Genomic DNA, 13,726 nt, shown 5'->3' on the forward strand with positions numbered 1-13,726 from the left:
CCGGCCGGCACGGGACGCGGTGCCGTGCGGCATGCGATGTGCTGCAGCCCATCGTAGGTCGTGGGGCCGCCGGGCCGCGGCCGGGACGCCCGGGCGCGGCGCGCAGCCTGTGCGCCCCGCGCCTGTGCCGCGCGCCTGTGCACGCCGCGGGTCCGCCGTCGGGCGGCCCGGGCGCCCGGTGGCAGGATGGGGGTCGTGCCCATCCTCCGCCGTCGCGCCCTGACGACGGTCCTGGCCGCCATCCTCGGCGTGGGCGTGCTGAGCGGTGGGACGACGCCGGCGCTCCTCGAGGACGGGGGCGCCACCACCGCCGTGCAGCGACCGGACGCGCCCGGGTCCCCCGCCGGTGACCGCGGCGCCGACGGCGAACCCGCCGTCGGCGCGACGGACCACCCGACCGGCCGCCCGGCGAAGGCCGAGGTGACGTGGTCACCCCCGAGCGCGGAGGCCGTCCTGCGTGCCCAGCGCGCCCGCGCGGGGCTGACCGCGGCGCAGATCCCCGCCAGCGCCTCCGGGCAGCTCGTCACCGTCCCCGGCGCGGCCGGCCCGCCCCGCGCGGCGGGCCGCGTCGTGACGGTGCGCGTCGAGGTCGAGGCCGGTCTGCCCGCCAACGGGTCCGCCTTCGCCGACCATGTGATGACCATCCTCAACGACCCGCGGGGCTGGGGGCGCGACGGCTCCGTCGTCTTCGCCCGCACGGACGGGGCCGCCGACGTGGGGGTGGTGCTCGCGTCCGCCACGCTGACGGACGCGCTGTGCGCCCCGCTGCGCACCCTGGGCCGGGTCTCGTGCGCGAGCGACGGGCTGGCCGTGCTCAACGTCGAGCGGTGGTCCGCGGGCGCTGAGCCGTTCCTCGCCGCTGGCGGCACGGTCCCGGCGTACCGGGAGTACCTCGTGAACCATGAGGTCGGTCACCTGCTCGGCCACACCCACGTCACCTGCCCCGGCCCCGGCCAGCCGGCGCCCGTGATGCTCCAGCAAAGTCTCGACCTGGGCGGATGCCAGCCCGCGGGCTGGCCTTTTCCGTGATGTCAGTGGGGTGTGATGACATCGGGGCATGGATTCCCCGGCCGTCGCGCCCCGCCGCACGTCGTTGCGGCTGAGCCTGCCCGTCCCGGCCGACCCAGCTCCCGTCCTCGACGCAGACCAGGCGAGCGCCGTGGCGTGGCCCGTCCGATCGGGGCATCTGCTGGTCGTCGGGGCGCCGGGCACGGGCAAGACCACGACGGCGATCGAGTCCTTCCTCGCGCGTGCCGCCGCGGCGCCGCAGATGCCCGTGGTCCGGGACGTGGCGGGGGAGCAGGGCGCCCTGATGCTCGTGCCGACGCGCCGCGGTGCCGCCCGCGTGCGTGACGTCGTCGCCGCCCGTATGGGCGCCACGACCACCCAGGTCATGGTGCGCACGCCCGCGTCGTTCGCGTACTCGGTGCTGCGGCTGCGGGCGGCGCTGCTGCAGGAGCCGCCGCCGACGCTGATCACCGGCCCGGAGCAGGACCAGACGCTCGCCGAGCTGCTGGCCGGCCACCGGGCGGGGCTCGGCGCCCCCGTGCGCTGGCCCGCGAGCATCGGCCCCGAGGCGCTGGCGCTGGGCGCCTTCCGCGACGAGCTGCGCGACCTGTTCATGCGCGCCGCCGAGCTCGGCCTGGGCCCCGCTGACCTCGCGGACCGCGGGGAGCGGTTCGGCCGCGGCGAGTGGGTCGCCGCCGCCGCGTTGCTGCAGGAGTACCAGGAGATCACCGCCCTGGGTGAGATGACCCCGGACCGCGGCGCCCGGCTCGACTCCTCGCGCATCGTGGACGAGGCCACGGCCGCTCTGCGCGCCTGGGAGCGGGAGGTCCCCGGCCACCCGCGACCCCGCTGGTCGGTCGTCGTCGTGGACGACCACCAGGACTCCACCCTCGCCACCGCCCGGCTCCTGCAGGTCCTGGCCGAGGACGGCGCCCAGCTGTTGCTGCACGGCGATCCCGACGTCGGCGTCCAGGGCTTCCGCGGCGGTACGCCCGCCCTGGTCGGGCTCGCCGAGACGAGGGACCAGCTCGGTGGCTTCGGCGCGACCCGTATCGAGCTGCGCACGGTGCACCGCGGCGACGGCGTGCTGCGCCGGGCCTCGGCCACCGTCACCCGCATGATCACCACCGCGGGCACCGCCGCCCACCGCAAGGCCGCGGCCGCCGCGCCGAGCCGGCCGGCCGCGACCGGGGCGCCGCGCGGCGTCGAGGTGGCCATGCTGCGCTCGCGCGCGCAGGAGGCGGCGTTCGTCGCGCGGTGCCTGCGGGAGGAGCGCCTCCACCACCGCACGCCCTGGTCCGAGATGGCGGTGATCGTGCGCTCGTCGGGTGACCTGACCGGCTTCCAGCGCATGCTGCGGAGCTGGGGCGTGCCCTCCGGCGGGAGCGCCGCACCCGGCGTGCTGCGGGAGGAGCCGGCCGTGCGTCCCCTCCTGCTCGCCCTGCGCGCCGCGCTGGCGCGGTCCGTGAGCGGCGAGCAGGTCGTCGAGCTGCTCACCTCGCCCGTCGGGGCGCTGGACGCCGTCTCGCTCCGGGCGCTGCGGCGCACCCTGCGCGGGCGCGAGCGCGCCCAGGACGGCGGCCGCGGCATCGACGAGCTCCTCGTCGAGGCCGTCGCCGGCACGGACCACGCCGAGGCCCTGCCCTCGCAGGTGCGCCGCGGGCCGTTGCGTGTCGCCAGGGTGCTCGCGGCCGCCCGCGACGCCCTCGACAGGCCGGGCGCCACGGCCGAGACCGTGCTGTGGGCGCTGTGGGACGCGAGCGGACTGGCCGACCCCTGGCGCGAGCGCGCACTGGCCGGCGGCGCGGGATCCGAGCGTGCGGACGCCGACCTCGACGCCGTCATGGCGCTCTTCCGCGCGGCCGAGCAGTACACCGACCGCACCGTCGGCGGCGGCCCCGCGGGGTTCCTCGACCACCTCAGCTCGCAGGACCTCCCGGCGGACTCGCTCGCCGCCCAGGGGGTGCGCGCCGAGACCGTGCAGGTGCTGACCCCGGCGGCCGCCGCGGGGGAGGAGTGGCAGGTGGTGGTGGTCGCGGGCCTGCAGGAGGACGTCTGGCCGGACCTGCGGCTGCGCGATTCCCTCCTGGGCGCCGGCGCCCTGGCCGACGTCGAGGCCGGCCGCTCCCCGGACGGGCGCCGCGCCTACGGCCCCGCCCGCCGCGAGGTCCTCGACGACGAGCTGCGCATGCTCGCCGTGGCGGTCTCCCGCCCCACCCGCAGGCTCCTGGTCACCGCCGTCCTCGACGAGGACCAGCGCCCGTCCTCCTTCTTCGACCTGCTCGCCCCCGACGGCGAGCCCGAGGACCTGCTGCGGACCGCCCCGCCGGCCCTGGACCTGCGCGGGCTCGTCGCGGAGCTGCGGTGCGCCGTCGAGGCGGACCCGGCCGCCCAGCCCCACGGCGGCGCCCGCCGCGAGGTGGCGGCCGCGCTGCTGGCGCACCTGGCCGACCAGGGGGTGCCGGGCGCCGACCCCGCCGGCTGGGCGGGGCTCGCCCCCGTGACCAGCGACGTGCCGCTGCGCCCGGCGGACGCGCCCGTCCCGGTGAGCCCGTCCAGCGTGGAGCAGGCCACGGCATGCTCGCTGCGCTGGGCGCTCGAGCAGGCGGGCGGCCGCGGCGAGCGGAGCATGGACCAGTCCGTCGGCTCCCTCGTGCACGAGATCGCGGCCGAGCACCCGCACGGCAGCGCCGAGCAGATGCGCGCCGCGCTCGAGGCCCGGTGGCCCGAGCTCGGCCTGGGTGACGGCTGGGTCGGTCGGCGCCAGCGCCAGCTGGCCGAGGGGATGGTCGACCGCCTCGCCGCCTACGTCGCGGCCGTGCCCGGCGAGGTCGACGTCGAGAGGGAGTTCACCGCCGACGTCGGGCGCGCCCACCTGACCGGGCGGATGGACCGGGTCGAGCACCTCGGGGACGGGCGGGTCCGCGTGGTCGACCTCAAGACCTCGGCGAACCCGGTCAGCGCCGCCAAGGCCGAGGAACACGCCCAGCTCGGCGCGTACCAGGTGGCCGTGGACAACGGCGCCTTCGGGGAGGCCACCTCCGCCGGCGCGCGGCTGGTCTACCTCGGCACCGGCAAGGGCGCGGCGCTGCGGCCCCAGCCCGCGCTCACCGAGGCCGAGGACCCGCAGTGGGCGGCGCGCCTGGTCACCGAGGCCGCCGAGGCCATGTCGGGCGCCACGTTCGTCGCCCGCCTCAACGACCAGTGCAACCACTGCCCGGTGCGCACCTCCTGCCCACTGCAGGACACCGGAGAACGGGTGACCCGATGAGCCAGAGCACGCAGACCCTGCCCGACGAGCGGGTGCGCTACAGCGCCGCCGACATCTCCGAGGCGCTCGGCCTGTACACCCCGACCGACGAGCAGCGGGCGATGATCGAGGCGCCGCTCGAGCCGTTGCTCGTGGTGGCGGGCGCCGGCTCCGGCAAGACGGAGACCATGTCCGCCCGCGTCGTCTACCTCGTGGCCAACGGCCTGGTCGACGCCGAGCAGGTGCTCGGCCTGACGTTCACCCGCAAGGCCGCGGCCGAGCTGGCCCAGCGGGTGCGCCTGCGCCTGCGGGCCCTGCGCGCCGCCGGTCTCGTGGGCGCCGCGGGGCCCGACCCAGCCGTCGGGGCGCCCGCGGCCGGCGCGCCTGCCGACGCGGCGCGCGGCCTGGACGTGGACCGCCCGCACATCGCCACCTACAACTCCTTCGCCGGCAACATCGCCCGCGACCACGCGCTGCGGGTCGGGGCCGACCCGGACGCCCGCCTCATCACGGAGGCCGCCGCCTGGCAGCTCGCCGACGACCTCGTGCAGGGCTGGTCGGAGGACCTCGGGACGGACCGGTCGCCGGGGACGGTGACCAACGCGGTGCTCGCCCTGGCGGGCTCCCTCGGCGAGCACCTCCTCGCGCCGGGCGAGGCCCGGGAGCTCCTCGCGGACCTGCTGCGCGACCTGCTCGAGAAGGAGCCGGAGGGCCGCACCAAGAAGCCGATGGCCGAGGTGGCCAGGGTCGCCCGCAGCGTCCAGGAACGCATCGCCCTGATGGACCTCGTCACCGCCTACGCCGGGCGCAAGCGCGAGCACGGGCTCATGGACTTCTCCGACCAGGTGGCCCTGGCCGCGCGGATCGCCACCGACGTGCCGGACGTGGGCCAGCAGCTGCGCGAGCAGTACCGCGTCGTCCTCCTCGACGAGTACCAGGACACGTCCGTCGCCCAGCTGCGCCTGCTCTCCGCCCTGTTCGGCGACGGGCACCCCGTCACCGCGGTCGGCGACCCCAACCAGGCCATCTACGGCTGGCGCGGCGCGTCCGCCGCGGCGCTGGCGACGTTCCCGGGGACGTTCCCGACCGCCGCCGGTCAGCCCGCACGGACCCTCGCCCTGAGCACGTCGTGGCGCAACGACCAGGCGATCCTCGACGCCGCCAACACCGTCTCGACACCGCTGCGGGCCGGCCGGTCGGAGGGGCCGACGGTCGAGGTCCCGGTGCTCCTGCCCCGCCCGGGTGCCGGGCCCGGGCGGGTGCTCGGCGGCTACGCCCTGAGCCAGGCCGACGAGGCCCGGCAGGTCGCCGCGTTCTTCGCGAGCAGCTGGGACCCCCGGTCCAAGCAGACCGCCGCGGTCCTGTGCCGCAAGCGGTCCCAGTTCGCGGAGATGGTCGCCGCCCTGCGCGAAGCCGGCGTGCCGGCGCGCGTGCTCGGGCTCGGCGGCCTGCTCGCCACGCCGGAGGTCGTGGACCTGCGCGCGACGCTGCAGGCCGCCCACGACGCCGGCCGCGGGGACGCCCTCATGCGCCTCCTGACGAACCTGCGCCTCGGCGCCGCCGATCTGCACGCCCTGCAGGACTGGGCCCGCGAGCTCGCCCGCACCGCCGCGCACGCCCTCACCGAGGACCCGGAACGGCGCCTCGACCCGCGTGAGGAGTCCAGCCTCATCGAGGCCGTGGACCACCCGCCGGCCGTCGGCTGGACGAGCCGGCGGGGGCACACGTTCTCCGCGGCCGCGGCGGACCGCGTCCGGCGGCTGAGCAGCACCCTGCGCCAGCTCCGGTCGCTGTCCTACCTGCCGCTGCCCGAGCTGGTCCTGGCCACCGAGCAGATGCTGAGCCTCGACATCGAGGTCGCCACCCGCGCCGGCCGCGGCGGCGGTGGCGCCCGGGCCGCGCTCGACGCCTTCGCCGAGGTCGCCGCGACCTTCTCGGCCGACGTCGAGGCCCCCACCCTCGGCGCGTTCCTCGCCTGGCTGGACGCCGCCGAGGAACGCGAGCGCGGCCTCGACGCCGCGGAGCCCGCCGGCGACGAGCCGGACTCCTCGGTGGTCCAGATCCTCACCGTCCACGCTGCCAAGGGCCTGGAGTGGGACGTCGTCGCCGTCCCCGGGATGGTCGAGAGCCAGTTCCCGGGCTACGACGGCAAGCCCGCCGCCGACGGCTCGGTCAGCGACTCGGGCTGGCTCACGGACGTGCGGGAGCTGCCCTACCCGCTGCGCGGCGACGCCGAGTCGCTGCCCGTCCTCGACCTGCTCGACGCCGTCACCCACAAGGACGTCGACGAGGCACGCAAGCAGTTCCGCGCCGACGCCGGCGCGCACAAGGTGGCTGAGGAGCGCCGGCTCGCCTACGTCGCCCTCACCCGCGCGCGCAGCACCCTGCTGCTGACCGGGTCGTGGTTCCGCACCGGCAAGATGCCGCTGCCGCCCTCGCGGTTCCTCGCCGAGCCGCTCCGTGCCGGACTGGTCACCGACATGCCCGTCGCCGACCCGCCGGGCACCATCTCGGCCGAGGCTGGCGCCGCCGCGACGGGCCCGGAGCCGTCCGGGGCCGTGCCGAGGCCCAACACGGCCCCGGCGTGGACACCCCAGCCCGAGGACGGCACGGACAACCCCGCGCTCGAGCAGGAGGTCACCGCGCTCTGGCCCCAGGACCCCCTCGGCGTGCGGCGGGGCCCGCTCGAGGCGGCGGCCGCGCTGGTGCGCGAGCAGGCTGCGCTCCAGCGCCGGGAGCCCCTGCTCCTCGCGGCTGCGGGGCCGGACCGGGGCCCGGGCGGGGGCGAGGCGGCCCGGTGGCTCGAGGATGCGCGCCTGCTGCTGGCGGAGCGGGACACCGAGCGCGAGCGGGAGCAGGAGGTCCCGCTCGCCGGACACCTGTCCGCCTCGGCCGTGGTGAACCTGGTGGCCGACCCGCACGCGTTCGCCCGCAACCGGCGCCGGCCCGTCCCGACGGAGCCGACCGTGGTCTCGCGTCGCGGCACCCGCTTCCACGCGTGGGTGGAGCACTTCTACGGCCAGGGCGCCCTGCTCGACATCGAGGACGTCGCCGGCAGCGGCGAGGACCTCGGCGACGTCCCGGACCTGACCGACGCCGACCTCGTCGCGTTCCAGCGCACGTTCAGCGCCTCGGCCTGGGCGCAGCGGGTGCCGGTCGCCGTCGAGGTCGACCTGGAGACGCCGGTGGCCGGCACGATCGTGCGGTGCCGCATCGACGCCGTGTTCGACGGTCCCGGCGGGGTCGAGGTGGTCGACTGGAAGACGGGCCGGCCGCCGCGCAGCCCCGAGGAGCTGGCCGAGCGGGAGATGCAGCTGGCGCTCTACCGGCTGGCGTGGTCCCGGGCGACGGGCACACCCCTGGACGAGGTGGGGGCCGCGTTCTACTACGTCTCGCACGACGTGACCGTGCGCGCCGGCGCCCTGAGCGAGGAGGAGATCGCCGCGCGCATGGCGGGCGCGATCGAGGCGGGGCAGGCGCCGCGTCCGTAGCCGTGCCGGCGTGGATCAGCGGCGCGTGTCGCCGGCGGCCTCCGAGGGGGTGCCGCCCGCCTGGCCCTCGTCGTCCTCGACCAGGAAGTCGGGCAGGTTGCCGCCGAGCTGGAGCTCTTCCGTGGCCGCCGACTCCGCGGTCCGGGGGGCGTCGGTGGGCTGCGCGTCGGTGGGCGGTGCGTCGGGCGCCGAGGCGCCCGCCCGCCCGGGGGCCGTCGCCTCGGTGCCCGTGGCAGCCGCGTCCGAGGGCGCGGCGTCCGAGCCGCCGTCCGCCGCCAGCGCCTCCGCGAGGTCCCCGCCGAGCTGGAGCTCCTCGGTCACCGCCGCGGGGTCGGTGGACACACCGCCGGCCACCTCGGCGTCCTCGTCCTCGTCATCGTCGGGGCCCGTCCAGATCTCGTCCTCGATCTCGATCTGCACGGCGCCGCTGTCGTCCCAGAACGCGGTGGCCTCCAGCGGGGCCTCGATCCCGTCGGCCTCCTCGGGGATCACCCAGTCCTGGCGGTCGTCGCGGACCACCACGGGCTCGCGCGCGCCGATCGGGGGCGCGTCCTCGACGTCCTCGGCGAGGGTGCGGAGCATGATCGCGGCGTCGTCGACGATCTCCTGCTCGCCCGTGCGCACGCCGTGGAGCAGCCAGCGGGCGAGGGCGAGCTCGGAGACGAGCAGCGCGCGGTCGAGCAGGGACGTGTCGCCGCCCTCGGTGCGGGCGAGCGAGTACGCCTCCTCGATCGCGTCGAGCGCGTCCTCGGGGGCCGCGGCAAGGAGCCAGGCGAGGTCCTCGGCGGGGTCGCCGACGTGGGCGTCAGCCAGGCTGAGCATGGCCGTGACCCGTCCGCCGTTGACGAGCACGTGCTCGGGCGTGAGGTCGCCGTGCACGGGCGTGGCCCGGAAACGCCACAGGCCCACGTCTTCGAGGGCGTGCTCCCAGCGGTTGAGCAGCACCGAGGGCACGTGCCCCGTCCGGGCGGCCTCGTCGACCTCGGCGAGGCAGCGCTTGCGATACGACTCGGCGTCGTAGACCGGCAGGCCGGAGTCGGCGATCACGGCGGCGTCCAGCTCGTGGAAGGCGGCGATCGCGCGGCCGAGCTCCGCGGCGAGCCCCGGGCCGGCGGCGAGCCGGTCCAGGTTGAGGGGGCGCCCGACCAGCTCGCGGTAGACCATGGCGCGGCCGCCCTCGGGCAGGGTGGCGAACCCGGCGGGACGCGGGACGTCGAAGGGCAGCTCGCCGGCGTCGATGACGGCGGCGAGGTTGGCCAGCAGCGCGACCTCGCCCTCCAGCGCCGCCCCGGCGGCGGGGTGCAGCGGGGCGCGGATCACCCAGTGGCGGCCCCCGGCGTCGAGCAGGCCGGTGGTCTGGAAGTCGGTCGTCGCGCGTTGGGGCGGCCGCGTGGCCACCACGTCGAGGCCGGGCACGGCCGTGGTGGCGAGGGCGGCGAGGGCGAGAGCTGAGCGGACCACATCGCAACCGTAGGCGGCGCGGCCCCGCCGTGTCGGCTGCACGCGCCGTCCAATGTGCGCTCCGCCACGCGGGGCCCCCTCGAGCGAGGCTGCGGTGATCCCTGCGCGCCCCGCTCGCCGGTGGGCGCACGCGTCGCGCGGCCCGGGCGCCGCGCGCCTGCGCCGGTCGGACCTCTCGCGGAGCGCGCCGTCACCGGCACGCTTGGCCGGGCCCGGGCCCGGCCGCGTCCGGGGCCTTTCTTAGGGCCGGGGCGGGCGCATCTCCGGCGGCATGAACCGGGTGTCGTCGCCCGGCGAGGTGGGGTCGTCGTCGGTGTCGTCGTCCCCGTCGGAGAGCACGATCTCGGCGTCCGGCTCGTTCATCACGGCCCGGTAGTGCACTCCGGTGAGCCAGGCCCCGAGGTGTGCCTTGTCGGCGCGGAGCTGGACGGGCAGCGTCACCGTGGGGCCGCCGGTGATGCCGTCGTTGGCGGGGGCCAGCGCGCGCTGCACGGCGCCGTACTGCGCCTTGACCTGCGGCGCCCCGTCCGGCGTCATGCGCAGCAGGATCATCGTCTGCCGCTGGAGGGCCCCGATCTCCACGGCCGCCACCTGCTGCCACGGCACGGCCAGGCCCGAGGTGAAGCGCACCTCCGTCGCGGTCACGACGACGTCCCGCGGCTTGACCAGCTGGACGATCATGACGGGGATCCCGATGACGCCGAAGAATCCCACGGCGAGCACGGCCACGAACAGGGACTCCCGGGCCAGCGCAACCCCGACGGCGGTGAACGCCAGGCACCCGAGCAGCGCGAGCACGTTGTGCCTGCGGCTGGTGCTCAGCCGCACCTGCCCCGTGGTGCGGAGCTCGGACTCCCAGATCTCAATATCGGACATGTTGCCTCCGTCGGGTTCGGGGGAGACGGTATCGCCTCCCGCCGGCCCTCCTACGACGCGGCCGGGACCCCACCCAGCACGATGCGCCCCGCGACTAGCCAGTACGTCGTCATGCCGAGGGCCAGTAGCACCAGCGTGAGGGCCCGCCGACGACTCGCCTGCCGCAGGCCGATGAGGGCGACGGACCACAGGCCGAGCCAGGCGAGCAGGCCGAGGACGCCGGCGCCGATGGCGTCCATGACGGCGTCGGCCATGACCATCGACCCCAGGTACCCGGCGGCCTGCTCGCGGTCGAGACCGGCGTCGTGCTGGCCGGGCATCATGAGGAAGGCGGGCAGCGCGAGCACGGCGGCCGGCACCCACCGGCCGACCAGCACCCACCTGTCTCTGGCGCTTCCGAGGCCCTCGGTCTGCCTCGCGAGCGCCGCCCCTGGGCGCGTGTCCCGGAAGAGCCGCCAGGTCACGTAGGCCGGCGGAACGGCGTACGCCGCCATCACGAGAACGGCGACCGTCCGTGGGTTGCCGTCGGCGGCGGCGGCGACGGCGGCGAAGAAGGCCGCGTGCACGCCCCTGGTGACCAGTCCGATCGCGAACAGCCCCGCCGCCAGGAGCGCCAGCACCCGGAGCAGGTTCCACGCCCAGCCCCAGGGGCCGCCGGGCTTTCTTACGGGCACCCTCGTGCCGGACGACTGCCGCACTCGCCCACCATCCCTCCGCGGGCAGCGGCCGTGTGCCGCGCCCGAGCCGCGATGCTCTCACGCGGCGGGACGCGCGTGACGCGTGCGCGGCCCACGCTCCGCGCGGTCGAGCGACGTGGCGCGGAAGTGATGCGGAAGTGACGCGGGAAGGCCCGGATCCCCTGCGAAGGGGGATCCAGGCCTTCCCGCGCCATTGGCTCAGGGCGACGCGAAGCTTTTGGCTCAGGGCGACAAGAACGGGGCCTCTGCGCCCAGGCCGATGGGACTACGCCTCGGAGGGGACGAGCTCGCCGCCGGCCCGGGCGGGACTCCCCTCGCGCCGGGTGCCCCGGCCCGGCAGGGCCCCCCGCGTCAGGACGACGGACAGGGCCGTGAGCAGCGCGAGGCCGGCCAGCGCCGCCAGGCCGGCGGTCGCCGTCGTCGCCCAGGTGCCGTGGAGCAGGAAGAGCGCCGAGACCGTGCAGGTCGGCACGCCCAGGAGGACCAGGAACCAGCCGGTGAACCGGCCGAGGTCGAAGGACCCCAGCCGGGTGCGGCCGAGGCCGAGCAGGACGAAGAAGAGGGTCCACATGATCGCCCACGTTCCCCAGATGACCGCGAAGACCGGGTCGGTCCGGGCGGTGGTGACCGCGTAGAACAGGGCGATGGCGGCCACGAACGCGCTGTACCAGCCGAAGCCCTGGGGCTCGATCTCGAAGATGTTCAGCAGCCCGAACCAGAGGTACGTGATCCCGAACAGGAGGCTGGGCCAGGTGGCGTTGACCACGGCCGGGTCGGTGCCGTGCTGGACCAGGATGATCGTCGGGAAGACCACCTGGACGGTGCCGACGAACAGGTTGAGGGGCGCGGCGCTGCGCGGGGGCACGAGGCCGAGGCTGGACAGCCCGTTGACGAGCAGCACCACGCCGACGAGGAGGAGGCCGACGGTGCCCATCAGCGGGCCACCAGGTCGATGAAGTCCCGGGAGGAGATCACCGGCGCGAAGAAGCTGTTGATGCGCTCGAAGGTCGAGCGCTCAGTGCTGGGGTGGTTGGTGCCCGTCGCGTCCCCGATGACGATCGGCAGGTAGCCGTTGTCACGTGCCGCGCGGGCGTTGCCCTCGATGCACCAGTCGGTGTGGATGCCGGTGATGACGACGGTCTCGACCTTCTTGCGGGCGAGCTCGAGTGGGAGGTCCGTCCCGGTGAACGCCGTCTGCAGGGCCTTCTCATAGAGCTCGTTGTCACCCGGCTCGACGAGCTCCTGGAGGTCGGAGACGAGGGCGTCGTCCCATGCGATCTGCTCGGGGGTGGCGTCGATCGCGCCGGTCCACGCCTGGTACTGCGCGCGGTCGAACTCCGACTGCGGGTAGGTGTCCCGGAAGACGGTGTAGCCGATCCAGTTGAAGGACACGAAGTTCGAGGCGGTGCGCGCGGCCCGGACGCTCGCGACGGTCGCCTCCAGGGAGCCGCGGAACGCGTGGCCCTCGGCGTACTGCACGCCACCGGGCCGGTAGAGGGAGTTCGACTGGCTGACGGAGAGGAACGCGGCGGGGCGCGAGAGGATCTCGCGCAGGTCGAGCGACTTCCACTGCTCGGCGAGCGGCGGGATCGAGTCGACGTTGCTGGGCGGGAAGCCGAGGGCGGCAGGGTCGAGCGGCACGGGCTCGAGCGGGGTGACGCGGGGGGCGATGTCGATGGACATGGAGGTCTCCCTGAAGGGGTGGGCATGACACGAGGTGGAGGTCAGGCGGCGCGCTGCCGAGAAGGCTGGCGGCGCCGCGGGCTGACGAACGGGGCCGTGTAGCCGGCCGTCGCCCGGTGCGTGTCAGCGCACCTGGGACGGGCGCAGACGAACCGTGGCGGCGGCCGGGGGCATTCGCTCTGCCGCGCCGGTCAGGTAGGTCGTCATGCGCAGGAACGTAGTCACGTCGCTGCGAGCGCCCCGGCACGGTGACGGAAATCTCAGTCCATGAGACCGACGATGGATCCCGGGCAGGAGGGTTTCGAGGGGAGAGACCAGCGGTGTCACCGCCCTGGGCGTGCGCGCGGCAGCCCCAGAACGGGGGCTGGTCTGATCCGCCGGGGGGCGCGCACGCTGGCACGGAGCCGCCCCCCCCAACCGTTCGCCGCAGATTGAAGATGATCGGCATGAAGGCCCTCGGACCGCTGCGACCCGCTCGTCGCCTCGCCGCCGTCGGCGCTGGCGCGCTCGCCATGGCCTCGTTGGGCTTCGTGGGGCTGCCCGCGGACGCCGCATCGACGACGCCCGGTGACTTCAGCTCTGTGGTTGCGCCCAACCCGCTCGCGTACACCGTCGACGACTGCACGGTCGAGGTCGGGATCGTGTACGACTGGACGCCCGCGCCCGACTATCACCACATCGGCGGGGTCCGCGTGAACTGTGCGACCACCCACAGCGTCATCGACGCGACGGTCGCGTTGTACTACCAGGACCCCTCGACCTCCCAGTGGGTCCAGTACGGCGACGGCAGCTACGGGGTCCGCTACGACTCCGCCGGCACCGGCTACGCCATCCCCGACAGCATCCTGCGGACCACGCCGTACTGCGTCGGCGAGCTCAGGGGGAACTACTGGATGGTCGGGGCGACGGTTCGGACCGAGCGCACCGGCGGCACCGTCTACAGCCACGCATTCACGGACCCCGGCGCGGGCTGTTGACCTACGCCCCACCCCGGAGCGCGCCGGTCCGGGCCGAGGACGTGTGTAGCCGGTGACGGGAGCGGGACAAGGACTCTCTCGACCTCACGACTCAGGGCGTCCTGCGGCCCGCCCCGCAGACGGGCCGCCGCCAGCGGATCGCCTAGGACGCCTTGCGGGGAGCGCGGCCACGTGGTCCGTTGTCCACAGGCGCGTCAAAGTTCCCCCACGGACGGCTCCCCTCCAATAGGTTCTGCACTCACGCCGATCATCCGGCCGGAACTGTGCTCCAACGTTGGGGGT

9 protein-coding genes are annotated in these 13,726 nt (G+C 75.6%); 4 read left to right on the top strand and 5 right to left on the bottom strand.

Annotated elements, in window-relative coordinates:
- Window positions 1-186 precede the first annotated feature (186 nt).
- The 3 genes from EJK16_RS14285 to EJK16_RS14295 are packed head-to-tail and all read left to right on the top strand — an operon-like array spanning window position 187 to window position 7,749.
- Window positions 187-1,029, top strand: coding sequence for a DUF3152 domain-containing protein (locus EJK16_RS14285; RefSeq protein ID WP_127130473.1), 843 nt, complete (start codon window positions 187-189; stop codon window positions 1,027-1,029).
- 28 nt (window positions 1,030-1,057) lie between these two features.
- A complete protein-coding gene (locus tag EJK16_RS14290) occupies window positions 1,058-4,279 on the top strand; it encodes an ATP-dependent DNA helicase (RefSeq protein WP_127130475.1) in 3,222 nt (1,073 codons plus the stop codon).
- Window positions 4,276-7,749, top strand: coding sequence for an ATP-dependent DNA helicase (locus EJK16_RS14295; RefSeq protein ID WP_127130477.1), 3,474 nt, complete (start codon window positions 4,276-4,278; stop codon window positions 7,747-7,749). The genes EJK16_RS14290 and EJK16_RS14295 overlap by 4 nt, the downstream gene beginning before the upstream one ends.
- 15 nt (window positions 7,750-7,764) lie before the next feature.
- Here EJK16_RS14295 and EJK16_RS19910 read toward each other — a convergent pair whose 3' ends face one another.
- From EJK16_RS19910 to EJK16_RS14325, 5 genes are all read right to left on the bottom strand, one after another.
- Entirely contained in the window at window positions 7,765-9,210 is a 1,446-nt protein-coding gene (locus EJK16_RS19910) for a phosphotransferase (RefSeq protein WP_205739782.1), read from the bottom strand.
- Between the two features lie 240 nt (window positions 9,211-9,450).
- The gene (locus EJK16_RS14310) at window positions 9,451-10,086 is read right to left on the bottom strand and encodes a hypothetical protein (RefSeq protein WP_127130479.1); all 636 of its coding nucleotides are present in this window, start codon (window positions 10,084-10,086) and stop codon (window positions 9,451-9,453) included.
- Between the two features lie 50 nt (window positions 10,087-10,136).
- The gene (locus EJK16_RS14315) at window positions 10,137-10,784 is read right to left on the bottom strand and encodes a hypothetical protein (RefSeq protein WP_127130481.1); all 648 of its coding nucleotides are present in this window, start codon (window positions 10,782-10,784) and stop codon (window positions 10,137-10,139) included.
- Window positions 10,785-11,049: 265 nt separating this feature from the next.
- On the bottom strand, window positions 11,050-11,718 hold the full coding sequence (locus EJK16_RS14320; protein WP_127130483.1) for an AmiS/UreI family transporter: 669 nt from the start codon (window positions 11,716-11,718) through the stop codon (window positions 11,050-11,052).
- On the bottom strand, window positions 11,718-12,467 hold the full coding sequence (locus EJK16_RS14325; RefSeq protein ID WP_164737357.1) for a cysteine hydrolase: 750 nt from the start codon (window positions 12,465-12,467) through the stop codon (window positions 11,718-11,720). The genes EJK16_RS14320 and EJK16_RS14325 overlap by 1 nt, the downstream gene beginning before the upstream one ends.
- Before the next feature lie 446 nt (window positions 12,468-12,913).
- Here EJK16_RS14325 and EJK16_RS14330 point away from each other — a divergent pair, with 446 nt between their 5' ends.
- Window positions 12,914-13,444 (top strand): hypothetical protein, encoded by a 531-nt coding sequence (locus EJK16_RS14330; RefSeq protein WP_127130485.1) that lies wholly within the window; start codon window positions 12,914-12,916, stop codon window positions 13,442-13,444.
- Window positions 13,445-13,726 lie beyond the last annotated feature (282 nt).

The sequence above is a fragment of the Georgenia sp. SYP-B2076 genome, assembly GCF_003991205.1.
In the GTDB taxonomy this organism is placed as follows: domain Bacteria; phylum Actinomycetota; class Actinomycetes; order Actinomycetales; family Actinomycetaceae; genus Georgenia.